The following is a 22889-nucleotide window of genomic DNA, read 5'->3' as shown; positions in this document are numbered from 1 at the left end:
AGGCTGCTCGGCGAGGGGCCGAAACGGTATCATCCGCCCCCGGGCCCCGGAAGGGGCCCCGCGTTTCAGGTGCCCGGCTGCGGTTCTCGCCGCCGGGGTAAACGGGAAACAGGTGCGCGGCGCTGCCGCCGCAATGCCTGTGCTGCCCCCGCAACGGTAAGCGAACGCAAGGTGTGTCAGATGCCACTGGGCGAAAGCCTGGGAAGGCGGCGCACCGGGTCCGGCCTTGGGCCGGACGGTTCGTGAGCCCGGATACCGGCCTGCGCGCGAATGGCGGATGGGCCGCGGTGGGCGGACGGAGGCGCGATCCCGCGCTCCGCATGCAACCCGGCGCATCCATGTGCGTATCACCATGGCGTGCGGGGACGCGGGCCATGGCGCTGGGAGTTTCCCCTGATGAAGTTCCGCCTTGCCGCCGCCGCGTCGCTGTATGCGCTCGGCCTTCCGCCTGCCGTGCTTGCCGCCGATGAAGCGCTGGCGCCAGTCATCGTCACCGCCACCCGCATCGAGATGAAGGACAGCGATGCGCCCTACGCTTCCGAGGTCCATCGCCGCGAAGACATCGAGCGCGCCGGCGCCACCACGCTGGTCGATTACCTGGCGCGCTACTCCTCGCTGCAGGTGCTGCCCAACTACGGCAACCGCTACTCGCCGGCGCTCAACATGCGCGGCTACGGCATCACCGACGGCTACCAGAACGTGGTCGTCACCGTGGATGGCCGCCGCCTGAACAATGTGGACATGGTGCCGCAGCTGCTGGGCTCGGTTTCGCTGGCGGACGTGGACCGCATCGAGATCACCAAGGGCAGCGGCTCGGTGCTGTTCGGCGACGGTGCCACCGCCGGCACCATCCAGATCCACACCCGGCCGCGGGATGGCGCCACGGTGGATCTCTTCGGCGGCAGCAACGGCAGCCGCGGCGCCTCGCTCAGCGCCGGCCTGGTGCGCGAGCGTTTTTCCCTCTCCGCCAGCGCCGAGCGCAACCGCGACGACGGCGCCGGCGACAAGGACGCGACCGGCCACCGGGATGCCTCCCGCGCCGACATCTGGCGCGTCGGCATCGACGGCAAGCCGGTGGATGAGCTGAAGCTGCGGCTGGATGCGGGCGAGTCGCGCATCGACACCCGCTACCCGAACAGCCTGACGCTGGCGCAATTCAAGGACGATCCGGCGCAGATCGTCGGCAACTACACCCACCAGAAATTCAACACCCATTACTGGAGCGTGGGCGGGGATTACGACTTCAGCAGTCGCTGGCGCCTGTCTGCCGACCATCACGACGAAAGCCGTTACTCCGAGTGGGTGAATTCGGGCTCGGAGTCCGACTCCCGCTACCTGAGCGACGAAATCTCGCTGCAGTTCCGTGGCGACAAGCTGGCGGTGACCGCTGGCGCCCAACTCTTCGATGCCGTGCGCAAGGGCTCGGACAACGATACCGACAAGCGCAACCGCGCGCTCTTCCTCCAGGCCCAGTATTCCTTTGATCGCCTGACGCTGTCGGCCGGCGCGCGTGGCGAGCAGGTGCGTTACCGCTATCGGCCGGATGCGGGCGAGCACCTGGAGGCGAATGAGCGCTTCTCATCCTGGGATGTCGGCTTCAATTACCGGTTGAATGAGGCGCTGTCGGTGTTCGGCAATTACAACGATGCGCATCAGACGCCGGACATCGACCGGTTCTTCAATTGGCCATTCGGCGGCGGGCCGACCGTCTTCAATGGCTTCATCGACCCCGCCCACGCCCGAACGCTGACGCTGGGCCTCAATCACAGCACGGCGACGAACCGCCTCAAGCTGGCGGTGTTCCATGCGCGCCTGCATAACGAGATCTTCCTGGATCCATACACCTTCAATAACACCAGTCTCGACCGCTCGCGCAAGTTCGGCATCGAAGTCCAGGACAGCTGGCAGATCGCCCGCGCCGTCGCGGCGAACCTGAACTACAGCTGGACCCGCGCCCTCATCGACCGCGACGATGCCAGCGGCGGCGCCTTCAACGGCAAGGAGCTGCCCGGCGTGCCGCGCCACAGCCTGGTGGCCGGGCTGGCGGTGGACGTGGTCGAAGGCGGCCGCCTCTATGTCTCCCACACCTGGCGCAGCCGCGCCTGGGCGGCGGGCGATTTCGACAACAACAACAGCCAGCGCCAGCGCGCCTACCAATCCACCGACCTCAGCTACCGCCAGCAGATCACCAGGCAGGTCGAGCTGTACGGTGCGGTCAGCAACCTGTTCGAGCATGAGAACGGGATGTGGGTGGACGACGACCAGATCTACCCGGTGGATTACTCCCGCACCTGGAAGCTGGGCGCGCGCATCTCCTTCTGACCCACCGTTTCCGCCACCGCGCGCAGCGCATGCTCCCCCGGGCTGCGTTGCGCGCCTGTCGCCGCCCTTGTCCGGCGACCTTCCCCGTTCCATCCGCGGCGCCACCGCCGCCCAGGCTTTCCAGAACAATGAAGACCCGTTTCTCCGCTATCACGCTGGCGCTCGCCGCCGCACTGCCTTTCCCTTCCCCTGTCTCCGCCGCGGACGAGCCTGCGCTCGAAGCCGTCGTCGTCACCGCCACCCGTCAGCAGCGCCGCGCCGAGGACAGCCTCGCCAGCGTCGAAGTCATCAGCCGCGAAGACATCGAGCGCGCCGGCCATTCCTCCTTGGTGGATGTGCTGCAGGCCACGCCCGGCGTGCAGGTGACCGCCAACGGCGGCCCCGGCTCCAATGCCAACGTCTACATCCGCGGCTCCGAGGCGCGCCACACCCTGCTGCTGGTGGATGGCATCCGCGTCGGCTCCGCCAGTTCCGGCAGCGCCACCTTCGAGGCCATTCCGCTGGCCATGATCGAGCGCATCGAGATCCTGCGCGGCCCGGCCAGCGCCCTCTACGGCTCCGAAGCCATAGGCGGCGTGGTGCAGATCTTCACCCGCCGCGGCCAGCGCGGTTTCCAGCCGGAAGTGGCGGTGGGCTATGGCAGCGACAACACCTTCAAGGGCGCGGTGACGCTGGCCGGCGGCGTGGACCGGCTGCGCTACAGCCTGTCGGCCGGCAAGGAGCGCAGCGACGGCTACAACGCCAAGCGCGATCCCGCCTATTGGCGCAGCGGCACGCGCACCTCCTACTGGGCGGACGACGACGGCTATCGCAACGACAGCGCCAGCGGCTCGCTCTCCATCGGCTTCCGCGAGCGCGACGAGCTCGGGCTCAACTTCACCCACAGCGCTTCGCGCAGCTGGTACGACGCCTCCGCGTTGAGCTACTACGACTCCTACCTGGACAAGACCGCCAGCACCCTGGGAGCCCACCTGCGCACCCAGCTGAGCGCCACATGGACCAGCACCCTGCGGCTGAGCCAGAGCGAGGACAAGCTGCTCACCCGCGCCAGCGCCGCCGCGCCCAGCCGCAGCCAGACGGTGCAGGACCAGCTGGGCTGGCAGAACGACATCGACCTGCCGCTGGGCCGCCTGCTGCTGGCCTACGAACATGTCGAAACCCGGCTGGACAGCACCACCGTCTACCGCGAGAACGAGCGCCGGGTGAACTCCCTGCTGGCGGGCTGGACGGCGGATATCGACGTACACCATTTGCAGATCAACCTGCGTCATGACGACAATTCGCAATTCGGCGCCAAGACCACCGGCCTGCTGGCCTACGGCTACGACCTCACGCCCGAATGGCGGCTGCGCGGCAGTGTGGCGACCGCCTTCAACGCACCCACCTTCAACCAGCTCTACTGGCCGATGAGTTCGCCCACCAGCTACTACGGCAACCCGGACCTGAAGCCGGAAGAAGCGCTGAACCGGGAGCTGGGCCTGCGCTGGAGCCGCGGCGCCCACATGGTCGAACTGAGCTACTTCGATAACAAGGTGAAGAACCTGATCACGAACAACCCGAACCCGGCGCAATCCGGCCAGCAGGTGAACATCGGCGAAGCCCGGCTCAAGGGCCTCGAGCTGGGCTACACCCTGGCGCTGGGCGGCTTCAATCTCGGCGCTGGCGCGGATTTCCTCGACGCCAAGGATGAAGACACCGGCCTGCGCCTCACGCGCCGCGCCCGGCGCTCCGGCTTCCTGCGCCTGTCGCAGACGGTGGACCGCTTCGACTGGGGCATCGAACTCAACGGCGCCGGCCGGCGCTACGACAATGCCGCCAACACCGTCGAACTGCACGGCTACGCCATCCTCGGCGCCTACGCCGGCTACCGCATCGGGCGCGACTGGAAGGTGGAAGTGCGCGGCAACAACCTGCTGGACAAGGATTACGAGCTTGCCCGCGGCTATCGCACGCCCGGCGCCAGCGCCTTCATCAACCTGCGCTACGCGCCGCGCTGAGACTAGATGAGGCCAGACGGAGCCGACATGGCCGCCAACCCCGCCCTCGCCGCAGCCCGCCGCAGCCTGCCCGGCCGCTCCCGCGCCTGGCTGGTGCTGGCGGTGCTGCTGCCGGGGGCGGCGGCCGCTTTCGCCTGGGCGCTGACGGCCGGCGAGCTCTCCATTCCACTGGCCGACGTCGCCGGCGCCCTGGCCGGTGCCGGCGACGACATGGCCGCCCGCGTCGTCCGCGAGCTGCGCCTGCCGCGCGCTCTGGCCACCTTCGCCTGCGGCGGCCTGCTGGCGCTGGCCGGCGCGCTGATGCAGGTGCTGCTGCGCAATCCGCTGGCCGAGCCCTATGTGCTGGGGATTTCCGGCGGCGCGGCGGTGGGCGCGCTGGGCGCGATCACGCTGGGCGCGGCCACCTTCATCGTCCATGCCGGCGCCTTCGCCGGCGCGCTGGCGGCGATGCTGCTGGTGTTCGGGCTGGCGCACGGCGACGGCAGCTGGACGCAGACGCGGCTGCTGCTCACCGGCGTCATCGTCGCTGCCGGCTGCGGCGCGGTGGTGACGCTGATGCTGGCGCTGGCGCCGGCCACCCAGGCGCAGTCCATGCTGTTCTGGCTGATGGGCGACGCCAGTAGCGCCAACCGGCCGTGGCCGGCGCTGGTGCTGCTGATCGCCGGCCTGCTGCTGGTGCTGCCGCTGGCGCGCGACCTCAACGTGCTGGTGCGCGGCGAGCTGGCAGCGCAGGCCCTGGGCGTGCGGGTGCGGCGGCTGCGCTACGCGCTCTACCTGCTGGCCTCGCTGTTCACCGCGGCGGCGGTGTCGCTGGTGGGCACGGTGGGCTTCGTCGGCCTCATCGTGCCCCACCTGGTGCGCCTGCTGCTGGGCAACGACCAGCGGGTGCTGCTGCCGGTGGCGGCGCTGGCCGGCGGCACCCTGCTGCTGGCGGCGGATACCGCGGCGCGCACCGCGATGGCGCCCATGCAGCTGCCGGTGGGCGTGCTCACCGCGCTGATCGGCGTGCCGGCCTTCCTCTTCCTGCTGGCGCGCCATCCGGGGCGATGACGATGCTGATGCCCGCTGCCACGCAGAACCCGCTGCTGCAGGCCGATGGCCTGGGTGTGCGCATCGGCGAGCGCTGGCTGTGCCGCGACCTCGACCTGCTGCTGCAGCCCGGCGAATGCCTGGCGGTGATAGGCGCCAACGGCGCCGGCAAGACCACCCTGTTGCACACCCTGGCAGGGCTGCGGCCGGCGGCGGCCGGGCAGCTGGCGCTGGCGGGCCGCGCCCTGCAGCACTGGCCGCTGCGCGAACTCGCCCGCTTCCGCGGCCTGCTCGCCCAGCAGCAGCCGGACCACTTCACCGCCAGCGTGCTGGAAACCGTGCTGGTCGGCCGCCATCCCCACCTCGGCCGCTGGGATTGGGAAGGCGCCGAGGACGAGCGCCTCGCCCGTGCCGCGCTGGCGGAAGTTGGCCTGGAGGGCATGGCGGCGCGCGACATCCTCAGCCTCTCCGGCGGTGAGCGCCAGCGGGTGGCCCTTGCCGCGCTGCTGGCCCAGGCGCCGGCGCTCTTTCTGCTCGACGAACCGCTGAACCACCTCGACCTGCGCTACCAGATCGCGGTGCTGACGCTGTTCCGCCGCCTCGCCGAGGCGGGCCGTGGCGTGGTGATGGTGCTGCACGACATCAATCTCGCCGCCCGCTTCGCCGACCGCATCGTGCTGCTGGACGGCCACGGCGGCGCCTGCGCCGGCAGCCGCGACGAAGTGCTGCAACCGGCGTTGCTGGAGGCCGCTTTCGGCCATCCGCTGCGGCGGGTGGAGGTAGAAGGGCGGGTGTTGTTCATTCCCGCCTGAGCGGCGGCAAGGGCCACGCGTGCGCCGAACCCGGCACCGGGATAAAGCGGTGGCGGGCGGAGGTCGAATCGGGCATGGTGTGCGCCCCGCGAGCCGCGCGGGTGCAAGCGGTGCCGCCTGGCTGCGGCCCAGGAGTTGCGAATATGTCCTCATCCGAACTGCCCTCTCTGCCCTTTGGCCGCCCCGGCCCCTTGCCTGGCCAGGTCTACCTGGTCGGCGCCGGCCCGGGCGATCCCGAACTGTTGACCCTGCGCGGCGCTCGCCTGCTGGCCGCTGCCGACGTGGTGGTCTACGACAACCTGGTCGCGCCCGCCATCGTCGACCTGGCGCCGGCCGCCGCCGAGCGCATCTACGTCGGCAAGAAGGCCGCCGACCACACCCTGCCGCAGTCGGAGATCAACGCCCTGCTGGTGCGGCTGGCGCAGGCCGGCAAGCGGGTGCTGCGGCTGAAGGGCGGCGATCCCTTCATCTTCGGCCGTGGCGGCGAGGAGATGGAGGCGCTGGTCGAGGCCGGGCTGACGGTGGAGGTGGTGCCCGGCGTCACCGCCGCCGCCGGCATCGCGGCCTACGCCGGCATTCCGCTCACCCACCGGGATCATGCCCAGTCGGTGGTGTTCACCACCGGCTTCCTCAAGGACGGCGCGCTGGATCTGGACTGGACCCTGCTCGCCCGGCCGGGCCAGACGCTGGTGATCTACATGGGCATCTCGCGGCTGGCGGAGATCTGCGCTGGCCTGGTTGCCCACGGCCTGGCGCCGGACACCCCGGCCGGTGTCATCGCGCGCGGCACCACGCCAGCGCAGCGGGTGGTGGTGGCCGACCTGACGACGCTGGCGGCGCGGGTGGCGGAGGCCGGCATACGGCCGCCGGCGCTTACCGTGGTCGGCGGCGTGGTCGGGTTCTACCCGCGGCTGGCCTGGTTCGAGGCCGGCGGCGCCGTGAGCGGTGCCGGAGATGAGGCGGCCGCCGGTAAGCAGGCCGCTCCGGGCTGCACCGCGGTACACGCCGGCGAACTGCGGGCCGGCAGCGAACGCAAATGACGCCCGGCACGCCAGAGGCCGGGCCACTACGCTGCCCGGCGCTGTTCATCGCCGCGCCCGCTTCCGGCCAGGGCAAGACCACCGTCACCGCCGCGCTCGCCCGCCTGCATGCGCGCCAGGGGCGGCGGGTGCGGGTGTTCAAGTGCGGGCCGGACTTCCTCGATCCGCAGATCCACGCCGCCGCCAGCGGCGCGCCGGTCTACAACCTGGACCTCGGCATGTGCGGCGAGGCGGACGCCGCCTGGCGGCTGGCCGCGGCGGCGCGGGAGGCGGAGCTGATCCTGGTCGAGGGCGTCATGGGCCTGTACGACGGCCGGCCCTCGGGCGCCGACATCGCTTGCCGCTTCGGCCTGCCGGTGCTGGCGGTGGTAGACGCCCGCGCCATGGCGCAAACCTTCGGCGCGGTGGCCCACGGCCTTGCCACCTTCCGCCCCGGCCTGCCCTTTTCGGGTGTGCTGGCCAACCAGGTGGCCGGCGAGCGCCATGCCGAACTGCTGCGCGCGGCGCTGCCGGCCGGCATGCGCTGGTACGGCGCGCTGGGCCGCGACCTGGATGCGGCGCTGCCGGAACGCCACCTCGGCCTGCTGCAGGCGGCGGAGATCGCCGACCTTACCGTCCGGCTGGACAGGCTGGCGGATGCGCTGGCTGCGACCGGCGCGGCGGCGTTGCCGCCGGCGGTGAGCTTCGCCGAAGCGCCACCGCCGCTGCCGCCGCCAATGCTGGCCGGCCGCCGCATCGCCATCGCCCGCGATGCCGCCCACGGCTTCATCTATCCGGCCAACCTCAATCTGCTGCAGGCCATGGGCGCGCAGCTGTGCTTCTTCTCGCCGCTGGCCGGCGAGGCGCTGCCGGCGTGCGACGCGCTGTGGCTGCCCGGCGGTTACCCGGAGCTGCATGCGGCGGCGCTGTCCGCCAGGCAGGACTACCACGCGGCGCTCCAGGCGCATGTGGCCGCCGGCAAGCCGCTGCTGGCCGAGTGCGGCGGCATGATGGGCTTGTTCGACCAGCTGGTGGACAAGGCCGGCGCGCGCCACGCGATGGCGGGCCTGCTGCCCGGCGCGGCGCTGATGCAGCCGCGGCTGACGGCGCTGGGCACGCAAGCGGTGGATCTGCCTGAGGGCGAGTTGCGCGGCCACACTTTCCACTACTCCCGCAGCGAGACGCCGCTGGCGCCGCTGGCCCAGGCGCGCACGCCGGATGGCCGCGTCGGCGAGGCGGTGTATAGGCGGGGGCGGCTCACCGCCAGCTATCTGCACTTCTACTTCCCGTCCGGCCCGGCGGCGGCGGCGCGGCTGTTCCTGTAACGGCGGAGGCGGGCCGCAGCGTTCAGATCGTCTGGTAGAGCGCGCTGCGCGCCTCCGGCTCGGCATGCGGCTGGCAGGCCAGCGCGTGGGCGAGCAGGCGCTGGTGGGCCTGGGCTTCGTCCAGCGCACCGGTGTCGATCTCGCATTCCGCGTCCAGCGGCACTTCATAGGGGCTGTCCAGGCCGGTGAAGTTGCTCAGCCGCTTTTCCCGCGCCGCGCGGTACAGGCCCTTGGGGTCGCGTGCCGCGCAGACCTCGAAGCGGGTGCTCACATGCACACAGCTGAACTGGCCCGGCGGGAAGAGGGCGCGGGCGGCGGCACGGTCGGCGCGGAAGGGCGAGATGGCGGCGACGATGACGACCAGCCCGGCGTCCACCATCAGCCGCGCCACCTCCGCCAGGCGGCGGACGTTCTCGCTGCGCGCGGCGTCCGACATGCCGAGATCGCGGCACAGGCCCTGGCGCAGGTTGTCGCCGTCCAGCACGAAGGTGTGCAGGCCGCGCCGGTGCAGGGCCTGCTCCAGCTTGTTGGCCAGCGTGGACTTGCCGGCGCCGGACAGGCCGGTGAGCCAGATGCAGTGCGGCAACTGTCCCTTGGCCGCGGCACGCAGCGCCGGCGAGAGGGACAGGGCGTAGGGGCGGATGGGCGGCGGCGCGCCTTTCGGATCATGCATAGCCGAGCAGCTCGTAGTCGCGTTCATAGGCGCGCCGCACCAGTCGCCGGGTGCCGTCGGAGCAGAAGCTGCGCGCCGGTGCGGCGTCGCGGTGGCGGGTGGCGTTCACATGCGGCAGCGGCAGATCGACCCCGAGGCGGGTGGATAGCGTCCGGTAGTCCTGCACCAGGGTCTCGTGGCGGCCGAGGAAGTCGACGCCGATCCCGCCCAGGGAGTCGGTGAGGAAGTCGGTCTGCGGCACGAAGTGGATCTGGCGGCGCAGGTTCTCCGGATGCAGCCAGCGGCTGACGAAGTCGTCGAAGTCGCGGTAGCGCAGCATCAGCTCCTGCGCCTGCTTGTCGCGCCTGGCGGCGCCGTGCACCCGCAGGTAAGCGAAGGCGGAGTAGGCGCGCTCCAGCGGGTCGCGGACGAAGGCGAACTTGAAGCTCCTGGCGTAGTGCTCCGGGAACTGCTGCTCGTACCAGTAGAGCGGGATGTGACCGTCCGCACTGTTGTCGAACAAGGCCTGGCAGATGCTGCTGCCGGCGCACTTGGGCACATGGATGAAGAGGCAGTTGCGGCGGGCGAAGGCTGCGGGGAAGGCGACGCGGGAGGAGAGGACGCGGTTGACCAGCTGGCGGTCCACGACGGGCATGCGTCCGAGCAGGAATTGCCGCTCCCGCTTGGGCATCAGTTTCCAGGAAAGGCGTTGCAGCATGGTGGCGCGGTCTGAAGAATCCGGAAGCGCGTCACGCTAGCAAGGCTGTCACCGCCTTGAGTTTTCCGCTGTGTATGGGTTTTGAAATGATTCCTGTAAAAGCTTAACGCAGTGACGGGGTGGCGGAGGCGGTCGAAACGCCGTCAGGCAGGGTATGCCGGAGGGCGTGGTGATGGTTGTCGCGTACCGGGCGAATGCCTTTGCTGATGCGGGATATGGCGCGCAGGACATCTTCCGGACGGCGTAACCGAAATGAAGGCGATCGCTCATCGGCGTGCCGGCGGCGGCTTCATCCTGCAAGCCGCCGCGTGAGCCGGCATTCACATTCGGTTACGCAACTTTCAGGAGATCGTCGGCGAGGGCAGGCTGATGTGATAGCCCTGGGCATAGTCGATGCCTATGTCCTGGAGCAACTCGAGGATCTCTGCCGATTCGACGAACTCGGCGATGGTGAGGATGCCCAGCTCCCGGCACAGGTTGGCGAGGTTGCGCACCAGCGCCCGGTCCACCGCCGATTCGACGATGTTGCGCACGAAGGCGCCGTCTATCTTCACGAACTCGAAGTGCAGCTCGCGCAGGTAGTGGAAGGAGTTGTAGCCGCTGCCGAAGTCGTCCAGGGCGAAGGCGAAGCCTTTCTTGCGCAGCTTGGCGAGGAATTTGCGCATATTGGTCATGTCGCCGATGGCGTCCCGCTCCAGGATCTCGAACACCACCCGGTGGGGCGGGATCTCCAGTTGGTGGCACAGCTCCTCGGCGTAGTTGAGGATGCCGCGGCCCTGGATCTCCTGCGCCGACAGGTTGATGAACACCCGCTGCGCCGCTTGCCCGGTCTTGATGCGGGCGGAACTCGCCTCCAGCACCTGGGTGATGATGTTGCGGTCCAGCTCGCGGCCCAGGCCGTACTTCTCGATGGTGTCGATGAAGGCGCCGGCGGCGGTGGTGCTGCCGTCGGTCTCGCGCAGCCGGGCCACCACCTCGCAGGCAAAGGTCTCGCCGCTGCGGCAGTCCACGATGCGCTGGTAGAAGGGCACGATGCGGCCCTCGCGCAGCGCGGCGCGCAGCTTCTCGGCGTACTCCCGGGTGCTGCGGGTGGCCTGCAGGCGGTCGGGCATCGCGTCCAGCGTGCAGGCGCCGTCCTTGCCCAGCTCCTTGGCGCGGTAGAGGGCGATGTCCACGCCGGCGAGCAGGTCGGTCTCGGTACGGGCGTCGTGCGGGAACACGGTGATGCCGATGGAGACGGTGATGTGGAAGCGCGAGCCGTTGGGGCCGGTGAACACGCAGTCGCGCAACGCGCCGCCCAGCTTCTCCGCCACCGCCACCGCGCCCTCGCGGCCAGTCTCCATCAGCAGGATGGCGAACTCGTCGCCGCCGATGCGGGTGGCAAGGTCGCCCTTGCGCACATGGGCGCGCAGGATTTCGGCGACGCGGCACAGCACCTGGTCGCCCACCGGGTGGCCGTAGGAGTCGTTCACATCCTTGAAGTCATCCAGGTCCAGCAGCAGCAGGGCGAATTCGTGGTCGTGCCGCTCGGAGCGGCCGATCTCGTACTCCAGCATGTTGTTGAACTGGCGCCGGTTGTACAGCCCGGTGAGCGGGTCGTGCACCGAGTAATACTCCAGCTCCGCCAGGGTGCGCGACAGGATCTTGCTGGAGCCGACCACCATCACCATCACCGCCAGGATGGAGCGCACCACGCTCTCCTCGCGCGGATTCAGCTGCGCGGAGGCGAGGTAGGTGACGCCCAGCAGGCCGGCGAGTTGGGTGGAGTGGTCCGGCACCCGCACGGTGATCATCTGGTCGGCGCGCAGCGCGCTCATCTCGCGGCCGCGCTGCACTTCGAACTCCTCGTAGTCCAGCGGCGAGTCCGGCGGCAGGCCGAGGCTCTCGATCATGCTGCGGACGAGCTGCTGGCGGATGTTCTTGCGGCAGTCCTCGTTGCAGCTGCCGAAGTAATACACGTACAGCACCAGGCCGTGCTCTTCGGCGAAGGCGACGAAGAAGACGTCGAAGGGAAAGATGGTGTGGAAGTCGCTCAGGATGGACTGGACGAACTCCTTCCATTGGCCGATGCGCTCGTGCGACAGGATGATCTGCTCCAGCACCCGGCTCTGGCGCTCCAGCAACTCGCGCTCCACCAGCGAGTTGAGCAGCAGGCGGAACATGTCGTCGAACTCGGCGATGATGTCGCGCAGGTCGTCGCTGCCGGCCTGGCTCTGGCGCGCGCGTTCGGTCAGCAGCAGGTCGAAGCTGCCGCGCAGGCGGCCGAGCATGTCCTGCACCCGGCCCATCAGGGCGGTGGTCTCGGAACCGGCCGGCAGCTGCGCGGCGGCGTCCAGTACCTGGCTGACTTCGCCGTGTTTCTCGCGGATGAGATCGCCCAGCGCGGCGCCGAAAGCGCTGCTGCGGGTCTGATTCTCAAGCAGGCTGGCGAGGCGGCCGATGACGCGCAGGCGCAGGGCTTGCAGGTCCACCGGCGCGACGGTGGCCGAGGGGACCGCCATGGGGAGGTCTTGCATCGCCCCTTACTCCCGCACGAAGCGGCCGCGGGGCTGCAGCAGGTCCACGCCGCAGCGCAGTTCCCGCAGCCAGGCGAGGAAGGCCGGCACCGCCGCGCCGCGATAGACCGGGCCGTGCTGGGGGGCGATCACGTCGATCTCCAGGTCGGCGATGGTGTCCAGCCAGCAGCGGATGGCGTGGTTGGAGCACATGTAGCGGCGGTGGAAGTCGGCGATGTAGGGCAGGTGGGCATCGAAATCGTCGACGAAGGCGTCGTCCTGCTCGTTGGGCAGCATGGCGGCGCCGATGTCGCCGCTGAAGAGGATGCGCGAGGCGGGGTCGTAGACGTTGATCTGGCCTTCGGAGTGCAGGAAGTGGGCCGGCACGATGCGCACCGTGTAACCGGGCGCGATCTCCCAGTCCATGCCTTCGTCGGGCACGCCGACGAAGCGCGACATGTCGCGCAGGCCGTAATGCGGCAGGAAGCGCAGCCAGATGCGGGAGGCCAGCACCCGGGCGCGGGTCAGCTCCATCCAGGTGGAAAGGCCGCCGACGATGTCGGGGTCCTGATGCGACAGCACGATGGTGCCGACCTGTTCCGGGCGCACATAGCCGAGCATCTCGGCCAGCACCTGGGGCATCACACCGAAGCCGCCGGGATCCAGCAGCGCGCCGTGGCCCTCGTGCTCGATGAGGTACTGGTTGGAGCGGATACCGTCTTCCTCGCCCGGCTCGCTTTCATTCAACAGTACGAAACGGTGCTTGCCGTCGTCGAACAGTTCGACGTTTCTCATCCTTGCATGGTCTCCGTGGTGGGAAGGCCGGCGCAGCCTGCGACATACGCCGAATGGAAAGCGTTAGACCCTATCCGACGAATGGATTTATTACAACGGAGATACCGCAGCTTTCGTTACAAATGCCGCAGCCGGACGCGATTTCAGTCCTGCAGGCGCTGCTAGACTCTTTCGCCCCGGGTCGAACGACCTGCCTCCCCCGGAGCCCGCCATGCGTATAACGAGAACTCATGCCATCGTCCTGGCTGCCACGCTGCCGCTGCTGCTGGTTGACATCGCAACCGCCGCCGCGCCCAAGCGTGCCGGCAGCTGCGAGGTGCGCAACGAGGACATCAACTTCTTCCGCGACAACGGCCTCACCGTGAAGCTCAGCAGCAAACTGCAGTTCAACAAGGTGCTGCTGCGGGAGAAGATCAATGCCAAGGTCACCGGCGGCGTGGCCATGCTGTCGGGGCGGGTCAGCTCCCGCTCCATGGTCGAGCTGGCCGGCAGCCTCGCGGCCGATACCGGCGGCATCCGTTGCGTGCAGAACTACCTGGAAGTGGGCCCGCCGCTGCCGGAAGCGGAACGGCCGGTATGAGGCGTGGCGGACTTCACGGTCCGCAGCCTGTCCGTGCCGGGATACGCACCGGCCGGCGGTGGCGCGCTTGACGCCGCCGCCGGCCATCGGCTAGGGTTGTGCCCCATGAACGCGAGCAAGGCCGTTCCGGCCATCTCCTTCGCTCTCCTGCTGCTGCCGGCGCTCCCCGCGCTGGGCCTGCTGCTGCGCGGCCCGCGCAGCTAAAAAATACCCCCCTCCTGTCGTTTTCCTGTGCCGCCCCGTCGGGCGGCCGAGTCCATTCGGGCCCGGTGCGTGATGTGGCGCAAGTTTTCCTCCCGGAGCAAGCCATGTTCAACCTCGATTCCCTGCTACGACTGCGACCCGGTTGCCGGACCACGAGCCAACGGCCGTCCGGCAGCCAACCCGCCGCGCAGGCCGCCGCGCATGCACTGAACGCAGTCCGACCTCGAATGCAAAGGAATCGACCATGTTGAAGCAGCCCGAAACCAAGTACCGTCCGTTCAACCCCTTCCCCGGCGGCAAGCCGCTCGCCGACCGGAGCTGGCCGGATCGCAGCATCACCCGCCCGCCGGTGTGGATGAGCACCGACCTGCGCGACGGCAACCAGGCCTTGTTCGAGCCGATGAACAGCGAGCGCAAGATGCGCATGTTCAAGATGCTGGTGGAGATCGGCCTCAAGGAAATCGAGGTGGCCTTCCCGGCGGCCTCCCAGACCGACTTCGACTTCGTCCGCGAGCTCATCGAAGGCGGTCATATTCCCGACGACGTCACCATCGAGGTGCTCACCCAGGCGCGCCCGCACCTCATCGAGCGCACCTTCGAGTCCCTCCGCGGCGCCAGGCGCGCCATCGTGCACGTCTATAGCGCCACCGCGCCCAACTTCCGTCGCATCGTGTTCGAGCAGGACAAGGCCGGCACCAAGGCACTGGCGGTGGAAAGCGCCAGGTTCTTCCTCGAGATGGCGGCGCGCCAGCCGGAAACCGATTTCACCTTCCAGTACAGCCCGGAAGTGTTCTCCGGCACCGAGCTGGAGTTCGCCGTCGAGGTTGCCAACGCGGTGATCGAGGTGTGGCAGCCGACGCCGCAGAAGAAATGCATCATCAACCTGCCGGCGACGGTGGAGATGAGCACGCCCAACGTCTATGCCGACCAGATCGAGTGGATGCACCGCCACCTCGCCCGCCGCGACAGCGTGCTGCTTTCCGTGCATCCGCATAACGACCGCGGCACCGCAGTGGCTGCCGCCGAACTCGCGGTGATGGCCGGCGCCGACCGCGTCGAAGGCTGCCTCTTCGGCAATGGCGAGCGCACCGGCAACGTGGACCTCGTCACCCTCGCACTCAACCTCTACAGCCAGGGCGTGCATCCCGGCCTGGACTTTTCCCGCATCAACGAAGTGGCGCGCACGGTGGAGCACTGCACCCAGTTGCCCATCCACCCGCGCCATCCCTATGTCGGCGACCTCGTCTTCACCGCCTTCTCCGGTTCGCACCAGGATGCGATCAAGAAGGGCTTCGCCGTGCAGCAGCCGGACACGATCTGGGAAGTGCCCTACCTCCCGGTGGATCCGGCCGACCTCGGTCGCAGCTATGAATCCATCATTCGGGTGAACAGCCAGTCCGGCAAGGGCGGCATCGCCTACCTGCTCGAAACCGAATACGGCATGGTGATGCCGCGCCGGCTCCAGGTGGAATTCTCTTCCGCCATCCAGCGCATCACCGACGAAACGGGCACCGAAGTCAGCGCCGCCGACATCTGGAACGCCTTCGAGGCCGAGTACCTGTCCTTGAAGTCGCCGCTCGCCTATGTCGAGCATCACCTCGCCGAGCACGGCGGCCAGCAGGGCGTGAGCCTGACGGTGGAAGAGGGCGGCGTGCGCCGGGTGTTGCGTGGCGTCGGCAACGGCCCGATAGACGCGGCCTTGAACGCACTCGACGCTGGCGCGGTGCTGCTCGGCTATGAAGAGCGCGCCATCGGCCAGGGCTCCGATGCGCGCGCGGTGGCCTTCGTGGAACTGGCCGGCAGCGACGGCAGCGGCGCCACCTTCGGCGTCGGCATCCACGCCAACATCGTCACCGCGTCCATCCTCGCCATCCTTTCCGGCATCGACCGCCTTGCCGCCCGCGGCGTGGTCGCGGCGCCGGCGGTGGCCAAGGTCGGCAGCTGAGGCTGGTTCGCGGATAGCCGGTAGCGTTCCGGCCGCTAGCAATCGCCCGCATCCCGGGCGTGTCGGCGGCAGGAAAGCGGGGCGCAAGAGAAAAGCCGGAGGCGGCATCGTCGCCTCCGGCTTTTTTCCATCCGGGCGCCAGGGGTTATGCTCTACCCATGAAACCGGTACCCGAAGACCCCGTATTACGCGGCACCGCGGCCGAGCAGACCCGTGCAAGGCCCCCCGCCGACGCTCTCCCCGACTATCTGGCCCGCACCTACACCTGGGCCTATCTCAATCCCCGCAACCTGCGGCTGCTGGATCGCATGCCGGTGGTCAACGCCATCCTGTGGGGTAATGCGAACCGGCTGATGCAGGCCGCCGTAGCCGAATTCGAACCCGGCCAGCGGGTGCTGCAGGCTGCCTGCGTGTATGGCGATTTCTCGATGCGGCTGGCGCGCCGATTGGGCGATGGAGGTCGCCTGGAGGTGGTGGATGTGGCGCCGGTGCAGGTGGAAAACCTGTGGCGCAAGGCCGCCGGGAAATGCCGGCTGGAGGTCCGCGTCGGCGATCTCGCGGCGGAGGCCACGCTGGCGGGGGAGCCCCCTTTCGATGGCGTGTGCTGCTTTTTCCTGCTGCATGAAGTGCCGGCGCCGGAGCGGGCGCGCATCGTGCACAACCTGCTGGGCGCGCTGCGGCCGGGTGGCCGCATCGTCTTCGTCGATTATCACCAGCCCGCGAGCTGGAACCCGCTGCGGCCAGCGATGGCGGCGGTGTTCCGCTGGCTGGAGCCGTATGCGCCGTCGCTGCTGCGGGCGGACATCACCGCGCTGTCGCCGCTGGGCGCGGGCTTCGTCTGGCGCAGGCGCAGCCTGTTCGGCGGCCTGTACCAGATCGTGGTCGGCGAGCGTCCCGGCTGAGGGCGCCCGCCGCCGGGCTCAGCGGTTGCCGTTGCCCGGCTTGGCCGAGAACAGCGCGGCGCGCTGGCCGCGGTTGCCGTCGCGGCCGCCATTGTTGCGCGCGGGCTGGGCGCGGTTGCCATTCACATCCGGGCGACGGTTGTTGTCGATGCGGTTGCCATCCACGTCAGGCCGTTGCGGTGCTACGCGGTTGCCGTCGATCTCGCCACGCTGGCGCTGGGCGGGGGCGCGGTTGCCATCCACTTCGCCGCGCGGGCGGTCGCTGCGCTGGCTGCTGTTGCCGTTACGGCCCTGGCGGTTGCCGGCGTGCGGACGATCGCCATTGGGGCGGTCACCCTGGGTACGTTCGCCATTCGGACGGCCGCCAGCCGGGCGGGTGCCACCGCCGTTGCCGCGGCTCTCACCGCGGCCCTGGCCTTGACCCTGGCGCTGACCTTGCCCCTGGCCTTGGCCGCGGCGGCCGCCACGTTCCTGGCCGCGACGCTCGCCGCGTTCTTCTTCCACCGGTTCCGGCGTGGCCGAGGGCACGAAGCCTTCGGCAGTGGCGCGGTCGACCCGGCGGCGGATGAGGCGCTCGATGGCGGTCAGCAGCTTGGTCTCCTCCGGATCGACCAGCGAAATCGCGTGGCCTTCGGCGCCGGCACGGCCGGTGCGGCCGATGCGGTGCACATAGTCTTCCGGCACGTTCGGCAGTTCGAAGTTCACCACCTGCGGCAGCTGGTCGATGTCCAGGCCGCGGGCGGCGATGTCGGTGGCGACCAGCACCGGCAGCGAGCCGTCCTTGAACTGGGACAGCGCACGGGTGCGGGCACCCTGGCTCTTGTTGCCGTGGATGGCGGCGGCCGGGATGTCATGCCGGCTCAGGTACTCGGCCAGCTTGTTGGCGCCGTGCTTGGTGCGGGTGAACACCAGCACCTGGAACCATTGCTTTTCCTTGATGAGCCAGGCGAGAAGCTCGCGCTTCTGCTTCTGGCCGATCATGTATACCGCCTGCTCCACCCGCTCCGAGGCGGTGTTGCGCGGTGCCACTTCGACACAGCCCGGGTTGTGCAGCAGGCCGTTGGCCAGTTCGCGGATCTCGTCGGAGAAGGTGGCGGAGAACAGCAGGTTCTGGCGCTGCTTGGGCAGCAGGGCCAGGACCTTGCGGATGTCGCGGATGAAGCCCATGTCCAGCATGCGGTCGGCTTCGTCCAGCACCAGGATCTCGACGCCGGAGAGGTCCAGGGTCTTCTGGCCAACGTGGTCGAGCAGGCGGCCGGGCGTGGCCACCAGGATGTCGACGCGCTTCTTCAGCGCGCTGATCTGCGGATTGATGTTCACGCCGCCGAACATGACCATGGAGGTCAGCGGCACGTGCTTGCCGTAGGTCTGCACCGATTCCTCGACCTGGGCGGCGAGTTCGCGCGTCGGCGTGAGGATGAGGCAGCGCGGCCGGCCCGGCTGGACCTGCTTCGGCCGGCTGGACAACAGGTGCAGCAGCGGCAGGGTGAAGCCGGCGGTCTTGCCGGTGCCGGTCTGGGCGGCGGCGAGCAGGTCGCCGCCGGCGATAACGAGGGGGATGGCCTTTGCCTGGATCGGGGTGGGCGCGGTGTAGCCGGTGTCGGCAATGGCGCGCAGCAAGGGCTCGGCGAGGCCGAGTCCGGCAAAGGTGATTTCAGCAGTCATGCAGCAGTGCTCCAGCGACGGCCTGTCGCTCGAAGCCGAGAGACACCAATCGAGGCGGGCGGGAAAGGGGACCGGAAGGGTCGTTTGAGAAGAAGCCGCGATCGATTGGCCAGGACCGCGGAGGCGGCGAATGATAGCGGTTTCGCTGCCCGCTGGCGAGTTGGGGTGCTGCTGATGCAGTGCGGTGGACGCATCACCGACAGGTAACAGGCGGGTAACAAAATACGCCTCTATTGCTTTTGGACAATATCTGTGCTGCGCTGCGGACGCTATAGTCCGCTCCGGTCCCGAAAATGCTTGGAGACGAGCGATGCCCGCCGTCCTTTCCCGTTTATCCCCGATCCGTTCGCGGCTCGCCCTGCGCCTGGGCGCGGTCGCCGCCACCGGGTTGGCGGCGGTGCTCTTCTTCGCAGCCTGCGCGTTATCGATGCAATTGGCCGGCCTGTGGTTGGCCTGGGAGGCGCTGGGCGAGGGGCTGGGCTTCCTCGCTTTCGCCTGGGGATTGCTGGCGCTGCTGTCCGGCGCCTTCTTCGTGATTGCGCTGCACCTGCTGTGGGTACCCTTGCCGCCGCCATCCGGCATCCTGCTGCCACGCGCCGCGGCCGATTCCTTCTACCGCCTCATAGACCGCATCGGCGGCCGGCTGGGCGCGGGCGACATTCACGGCGTATGGATCACCGGCGAGATGAACGCCGCGGTGGTACAGCGCGCGAGCTGGGGTGGCTTCGGCCCCATCCGCACCCATCTGCTGGTCGGCCTGCCGCTGGCCCACAGCCTGTCGCGCCACCAGCTTGCCGCGGTGCTGGCCCACGAGTTCTCCCACCTGGCATTGCAGCGGCAGGGTGCCGGCGCCTGGCTGGCGCACTTCCGCGCCTGGTGGCTGCGCGTGCTGGAGCGGGCCTGCTTGGTCTGCCCGGTGGCGGCGCCGTCGCTGGACGTGACCTTCCGCCGCTACTACCGCGACATGGTGCGGCTGTCCCGCCTGGAAGAGTTCGAGGCGGACGCCATGGCGGCTGAGATGGTCGGCCCGGCGGTGCTGGGCCAGACACTGGTGGAAGTGACGCTGAAGGAGCGCTTCCTCAGCCAGGATTACTGGCCGATGGTGATGGCTCACGGCGCCGCGCAGAACCCGCCTTCGATCCGCCCCTACCGTGAGATGGGGTTGGGCGTGGCGGCTGGCTTCCTGCGCCCGGTGGCAGCCAGGATGACGGCGATGGCGCTGGTCGACAGCGAGCGCGACGGCGATTTCCTCCACCCCACGCTGGCCGAGCGCCTGCGTGCATTGGGCGTGGGCGCGGAGGTTGCCGCCGAGGACATGCCCTCGGCCGCCAGCCACTATTTCGCGCCGCTGCTGCCCAGCCTGGCGTGGGTGTTCGACCGCGCCTGGTGGCAGGACATGCGCCGCATGTTGCGCGGCGAGCGCAAGGGCCGCGCCGCGCAGGAAGACGGCGAAGCCTGAGCGCCGTGCTTTCTCCGGCCTAGCGGCGCGCGCGCGCCTCTTCCAGCTGGGCGCACAGCCGCGAAGCGCCATCCAGTATCCGTGGCGTGTGCCGCTGTATCAGCTCCGGCGGGATGAAGAACAGATTGCCCCGCTGGCTGGCCGTCAGCCTGTCCCAGTTCTTCCACTGATCCAGCCATTCCGGCCGCGCCTCGCCCATGCCGCTGGCGACGATGGCCTCCGGGTTGGCCGCCAGCACCGCCTCGGTGCCTACGGTGGGCGCCAGCTGCGGCAGCCCGGCGAACACGTTCTCGCCGCCGCATAGCGCGATCACCTTGGAAATCAGGTGCTCGCCATTCACCGTCATCAGCGGCTGGTTCCAGATCTGGTAGAAGGTGCGCACCGGCGGCCGCTGTCCATAGCGCTTCTGCAGCATGGCCTGGCGTTCACGGAAGGCGGCCGCCGCATGGAAGGCGCTGAGCTGGGTGCCGGCGAGGCGGCCCAGGGTCTCCAGGCTGCTCGCCACGTCCTCCAGGCTGCGGGGTTCATTCACGTACACCGGAATGCCCAGCGCGCTGAGTCGGTCGAGGTTGCCGCCGCGGTTACCGGTCTTCCAGGCGACGACCAGGTCAGGTTTCAAGGCCGCCACCGCTTCCAGATCCACGTTGTTGTAGCCGCCCACCTGCGGTAGCCGGGTTGCCGCTTCCGGGTAGTCGCTGTAGTTCACCGCGCCCACCACCTTGTCGCCCGCACCCGCGGCAAACAGCAGCTCGGTGACGTGGGGGGCGAGGCTGACGATGCGCTTGGCCGGCGCGGCGAGGCGCAGCTGGCGGCCGGCGTCGTCGGTGACGACGATCTCGGCATGGGCGGCGGACGCTGCGAGGCCGGCGCTCAGCGCCAGGATGGCGAGGGCGGCGCGGGGGCGGAAGCAAAGGCTCACTTGGGGCTCTCGATCAGGGGACGGAGTTCATACAGTGCCCCGGCCAGGCGGGCGAGGGCGGTGGCATCGCCCGGCAAGCCGAAACGCAGGCCGGCGGGCTGTTCGAAGTGGCGCACCAGGATGCCGCGGCGGGCGAGGGCGTGCTGGAGTTCGGCGGCGCGCGGATGCGGCACCCAGCGGAACAGCGGGCAGCCGTTTCCCCCCGGCAGGCCGGCGGCGCGCAGGACTTTGTCCAGGGCGGAGGCGGCGTTGGCGAGGCGCCGGGAGTTGGTCTGCTGCCAGCCGCGGTCGCTCAATGCGGCCCGCGCGGCATGGCGGGCCGGGCCGCTGACGGCCCACGGCCCCAGCTTTCCGACCAGCGCTGCGCGCAGCGTGGCGGGGGCGAGCACGAAGCCGACGCGGGCGCCGGCAAGACCGAAGAACTTGCCCAGCGAGCGCAGCACCACCAGGTTGTCGCCGCGCCCCACCGCTGGGGCCAGGCTGTCTTCCTCTGTGCAGTCGATGAAGGCCTCGTCCACCACCATCCAACCGCCGCGTTGGGCGAGACGGTGCTGCCATTCCAGCAGGCGCTCGCGCGGGTGGCGGTGGCCGGTGGGGTTGTTGGGGCTGACCAGCAGCAGCAGGTCGGTGTCGTCCAGCACCTGCTCTATGGCCTTGGCGTCGCCCGCCGGGCAGCGGTGCTCAATGCGTGCTTCCCAGGCGGCGGCGTGTTCCGCGTAGCTGGGCAGGGCCAACGTGACCCGGCGGGCGGGCAGCAGGTCGGGCAGGGCCTGGATGGCGGCCTGGGAGCCGGCGACCGGCAGCGCTTCGGCACCGTAATAGTGGCGGGCGGCGGCTTCCAGGCCGTCCTCCTCTTCCGGCAGGCGCTGCCAGACGGCGGTCGGCACCGGCGGCACCGGGTAGGCGTAGGGGCTGATGCCGGTGGAGAGGTCCAGCCAGCGTTCGACGGGGATGCCGTGCGTCTGCGCCGCGGCGCGCAGGCGGCCGCCGTGTTCAAGCACCGGCCCGCTCCAGGATGACCGCGAGCAGGCCGGCAAGGCTCAGCCACAGCAGGATGCCGCGGCGGACCAGGGCGACGGCCGCGCGTATCGAGCCCGCATCCGGCGCCTGGCCGCCACCCAGCGGCGGGCGTTGTTCCAGCTGGCCGTGATAGATCGCGGCACCGCCCAGGGCGACGCCCAGCGCACCGGCGCCGGCGGCCATCACTGGGCCGGCGTTGGGGCTGTCCCAGGCCGGCGCCTGGCTGCGCCAGCAGGCGAGCGCGGCGCGGGTGCGGCCGAGCAGGGCATAGGTGAGCGCGGTAAGGCGGGCGGGCAGGGCGTTGAGCAGATCGTCGACGCGGGCGGCGATGCGGCCGAAGGCGAGGTAGCGGGCGTTGCGGTAGCCCCACATCGCGTCCAGCGTGTTGGCGAGGCGGAACAGCAGCGCCGCCGGGCCGCCGCCGATGAGGAACCAGAACAGCGCGCCGAATACCGCGTCGTTGCCGTTCTCCAGCACCGATTCGGTGGCGGCGCGGGCGACGCCGGCTTCGTCCAGTGCGCGGGTGTCGCGGCTGACGATCCAGCTCACCCGCTCGCGCGCCTGCGGCAGGTTGCCGGCCGCCAGCGGTGCGGCAATGGCTTCCGCATGTTCGGCCAGGCTGCGGCCGCCGAGGGCGAGGTAGAGCAGCAGGATGTCCACCGCCCAGTGCGCCTGCGGATGCAGGCTGCGCAGCAGCAGCGCAAGCCCTACCCAGGGTGCGACCGCGGCCAGCCAGGCGAGCAGGCCGAGCGCGAGCTCGCGGCGGTGGCTGTCGCCCGGCCGCCGCAGCTGGCCTTCGATGGTCTTCGCCCAGTTGCCGAAGCCCACCAGCGGATGCCAGCGCCGCGGCTCGCCAAACAGGCGGTCTGCCAGCAGGCTGGCGGCGAGCTTGATGACGAGGAGGGCGAAGGCGGACATCGGCGGCGGGTTTGCGGCGGGGGCTGTTGTAGTGGGGCGAGCGGCGATGGCGGGACTGGAGGGCTGGCTGGGAACGCGGGGCTGGGTGGTGCGCCAGGGGGCACCGCTGGGCT

18 protein-coding genes and 1 riboswitch are annotated in these 22889 nt (G+C 69.7%); of the genes, 10 read left to right on the top strand and 8 right to left on the bottom strand.

Translation table 11 applies throughout. From position 1 onward, the window contains the following. The first annotated feature begins 66 nt into the window (after positions 1-66). A riboswitch (cobalamin riboswitch) is annotated at positions 67-263 on the top strand. A 133-nt stretch (positions 264-396) separates the two neighbouring features. The 6 genes from C7389_RS09265 (at position 397) to C7389_RS09240 (ending at position 8504) form a co-directional block, all read left to right on the top strand. After that, positions 397-2322 (top strand): TonB-dependent receptor, encoded by a 1926-nt coding sequence (locus C7389_RS09265; RefSeq protein WP_133590597.1) that lies wholly within the window; start codon positions 397-399, stop codon positions 2320-2322. A gap of 128 nt (positions 2323-2450) precedes the next feature. Next, positions 2451-4319 carry a TonB-dependent receptor domain-containing protein gene (locus C7389_RS09260; protein ID WP_133590595.1) on the top strand — a complete coding sequence of 623 codons (1869 nt, stop codon included), beginning with the start codon at positions 2451-2453 and terminating at the stop codon, positions 4317-4319. Positions 4320-4346: 27 nt separating this feature from the next. Beyond that, positions 4347-5369: a FecCD family ABC transporter permease gene (locus C7389_RS09255; protein ID WP_133590593.1), complete on the top strand. Its 1023-nt coding sequence runs from the start codon at positions 4347-4349 to the stop codon at positions 5367-5369. Next, positions 5366-6160, top strand: coding sequence for an ABC transporter ATP-binding protein (locus C7389_RS09250; RefSeq protein ID WP_425455569.1), 795 nt, complete (start codon positions 5366-5368; stop codon positions 6158-6160). The genes C7389_RS09255 and C7389_RS09250 overlap by 4 nt, the downstream gene beginning before the upstream one ends. Positions 6161-6303: 143 nt before the next feature. Continuing rightward, on the top strand, positions 6304-7200 hold the full coding sequence (gene cobA, locus C7389_RS09245; protein ID WP_133590591.1) for a uroporphyrinogen-III C-methyltransferase: 897 nt from the start codon (positions 6304-6306) through the stop codon (positions 7198-7200). Next, a complete protein-coding gene (locus C7389_RS09240) occupies positions 7197-8504 on the top strand; it encodes a cobyrinic acid a,c-diamide synthase CobB (RefSeq protein WP_133590589.1) in 1308 nt (435 codons plus the stop codon). Before cobA ends, C7389_RS09240 begins: the two co-directional genes overlap by 4 nt. Before the next feature lie 22 nt (positions 8505-8526). Here the strand turns inward: C7389_RS09240 and cysC are convergent, their stop codons facing one another. From cysC to C7389_RS09220, 4 genes are all read right to left on the bottom strand, one after another. Beyond that, positions 8527-9177, bottom strand: coding sequence for an adenylyl-sulfate kinase (gene cysC / locus C7389_RS09235; RefSeq protein WP_133590587.1), 651 nt, complete (start codon positions 9175-9177; stop codon positions 8527-8529). Further along, a complete protein-coding gene (locus C7389_RS09230) occupies positions 9170-9874 on the bottom strand; it encodes a sulfotransferase family 2 domain-containing protein (protein ID WP_133590585.1) in 705 nt (234 codons plus the stop codon). The genes cysC and C7389_RS09230 overlap by 8 nt, the downstream gene beginning before the upstream one ends. Positions 9875-10215: 341 nt before the next feature. Further along, positions 10216-12390 carry a putative bifunctional diguanylate cyclase/phosphodiesterase gene (locus C7389_RS09225; RefSeq protein WP_246034689.1) on the bottom strand — a complete coding sequence of 725 codons (2175 nt, stop codon included), beginning with the start codon at positions 12388-12390 and terminating at the stop codon, positions 10216-10218. Between the two features lie 6 nt (positions 12391-12396). After that, positions 12397-13164: an oxygen-binding di-iron domain-containing protein gene (locus tag C7389_RS09220; protein ID WP_133590583.1), complete on the bottom strand. Its 768-nt coding sequence runs from the start codon at positions 13162-13164 to the stop codon at positions 12397-12399. Between the two features lie 211 nt (positions 13165-13375). On the opposite strand from C7389_RS09220, the gene C7389_RS09215 reads away from it, so the two are divergent. The 3 genes from C7389_RS09215 to rquA all read left to right on the top strand — a co-directional run bounded on the left by C7389_RS09215 (position 13376) and on the right by rquA (position 16795). Beyond that, positions 13376-13744, top strand: coding sequence for a BON domain-containing protein (locus tag C7389_RS09215; RefSeq protein WP_133590581.1), 369 nt, complete (start codon positions 13376-13378; stop codon positions 13742-13744). A gap of 448 nt (positions 13745-14192) precedes the next feature. Then, positions 14193-15893 carry a 2-isopropylmalate synthase gene (leuA, locus tag C7389_RS09210; protein ID WP_133590579.1) on the top strand — a complete coding sequence of 567 codons (1701 nt, stop codon included), beginning with the start codon at positions 14193-14195 and terminating at the stop codon, positions 15891-15893. 158 nt (positions 15894-16051) lie between these two features. Continuing rightward, a complete protein-coding gene (gene rquA, locus C7389_RS09205) occupies positions 16052-16795 on the top strand; it encodes a rhodoquinone biosynthesis methyltransferase RquA (protein ID WP_133590577.1) in 744 nt (247 codons plus the stop codon). An 18-nt stretch (positions 16796-16813) separates the two neighbouring features. Here rquA and C7389_RS09200 read toward each other — a convergent pair whose 3' ends face one another. Further along, positions 16814-18460 (bottom strand): DEAD/DEAH box helicase, encoded by a 1647-nt coding sequence (locus tag C7389_RS09200; RefSeq protein ID WP_133590575.1) that lies wholly within the window; start codon positions 18458-18460, stop codon positions 16814-16816. A gap of 310 nt (positions 18461-18770) precedes the next feature. On the opposite strand from C7389_RS09200, the gene C7389_RS09195 reads away from it, so the two are divergent. After that, a complete protein-coding gene (locus C7389_RS09195; protein ID WP_133590573.1) occupies positions 18771-19919 on the top strand; it encodes a M48 family metallopeptidase in 1149 nt (382 codons plus the stop codon). A 19-nt stretch (positions 19920-19938) separates the two neighbouring features. On the opposite strand, the gene C7389_RS09190 is transcribed toward C7389_RS09195, so the two are convergent. From C7389_RS09190 to cbiB, 3 genes are read right to left on the bottom strand one after another with little or no spacing between them, the layout of a single operon-like run. Beyond that, positions 19939-20838, bottom strand: a complete 900-nt coding sequence (locus tag C7389_RS09190) for a cobalamin-binding protein (RefSeq protein ID WP_211342503.1) — start codon at positions 20836-20838, stop codon at positions 19939-19941. After that, a complete protein-coding gene (cobD, locus tag C7389_RS09185) occupies positions 20835-21839 on the bottom strand; it encodes a threonine-phosphate decarboxylase CobD (protein WP_133590571.1) in 1005 nt (334 codons plus the stop codon). Before cobD ends, C7389_RS09190 begins: the two co-directional genes overlap by 4 nt. Next, a complete protein-coding gene (cbiB, locus tag C7389_RS09180) occupies positions 21832-22776 on the bottom strand; it encodes an adenosylcobinamide-phosphate synthase CbiB (protein ID WP_133590569.1) in 945 nt (314 codons plus the stop codon). Before cbiB ends, cobD begins: the two co-directional genes overlap by 8 nt. Positions 22777-22889 lie beyond the last annotated feature (113 nt).

Source organism: Azoarcus indigens (genome assembly GCF_004361735.1).
In the GTDB taxonomy this organism is placed as follows: Bacteria; Pseudomonadota; Gammaproteobacteria; order Burkholderiales; family Rhodocyclaceae; genus Azoarcus; species Azoarcus indigens.
Note: the sequence above shows the minus strand (reverse complement) of the source record. Positions and strands in the feature narration are given on the sequence as shown.

Bases quoted from the DNA above. Each gene is read 5' to 3' on its own strand.
- C7389_RS09265 (WP_133590597.1), top strand. From the start codon at position 397: ATGAAGTTCCGCCTTGCCGCCGCCGCGTCGCTGTATGCGCTCGGCCTT.
- C7389_RS09260 (WP_133590595.1), top strand. From the start codon at position 2,451: ATGAAGACCCGTTTCTCCGCTATCACGCTGGCGCTCGCCGCCGCACTG.
- C7389_RS09255 (WP_133590593.1), top strand. From the start codon at position 4,347: ATGGCCGCCAACCCCGCCCTCGCCGCAGCCCGCCGCAGCCTGCCCGGC.
- C7389_RS09250 (WP_425455569.1), top strand. From the start codon at position 5,366: ATGACGATGCTGATGCCCGCTGCCACGCAGAACCCGCTGCTGCAGGCC.
- cobA (WP_133590591.1), top strand. From the start codon at position 6,304: ATGTCCTCATCCGAACTGCCCTCTCTGCCCTTTGGCCGCCCCGGCCCC.
- C7389_RS09240 (WP_133590589.1), top strand. From the start codon at position 7,197: ATGACGCCCGGCACGCCAGAGGCCGGGCCACTACGCTGCCCGGCGCTG.
- cysC (WP_133590587.1), bottom strand. From the start codon at position 9,177: ATGCATGATCCGAAAGGCGCGCCGCCGCCCATCCGCCCCTACGCCCTG.
- C7389_RS09230 (WP_133590585.1), bottom strand. From the start codon at position 9,874: ATGCTGCAACGCCTTTCCTGGAAACTGATGCCCAAGCGGGAGCGGCAA.
- C7389_RS09225 (WP_246034689.1), bottom strand. From the start codon at position 12,390: ATGCAAGACCTCCCCATGGCGGTCCCCTCGGCCACCGTCGCGCCGGTG.
- C7389_RS09220 (WP_133590583.1), bottom strand. From the start codon at position 13,164: ATGAGAAACGTCGAACTGTTCGACGACGGCAAGCACCGTTTCGTACTG.
- C7389_RS09215 (WP_133590581.1), top strand. From the start codon at position 13,376: ATGCGTATAACGAGAACTCATGCCATCGTCCTGGCTGCCACGCTGCCG.
- leuA (WP_133590579.1), top strand. From the start codon at position 14,193: ATGTTGAAGCAGCCCGAAACCAAGTACCGTCCGTTCAACCCCTTCCCC.
- rquA (WP_133590577.1), top strand. From the start codon at position 16,052: ATGAAACCGGTACCCGAAGACCCCGTATTACGCGGCACCGCGGCCGAG.
- C7389_RS09200 (WP_133590575.1), bottom strand. From the start codon at position 18,460: ATGACTGCTGAAATCACCTTTGCCGGACTCGGCCTCGCCGAGCCCTTG.
- C7389_RS09195 (WP_133590573.1), top strand. From the start codon at position 18,771: ATGCCCGCCGTCCTTTCCCGTTTATCCCCGATCCGTTCGCGGCTCGCC.
- cbiB (WP_133590569.1), bottom strand. From the start codon at position 22,776: ATGTCCGCCTTCGCCCTCCTCGTCATCAAGCTCGCCGCCAGCCTGCTG.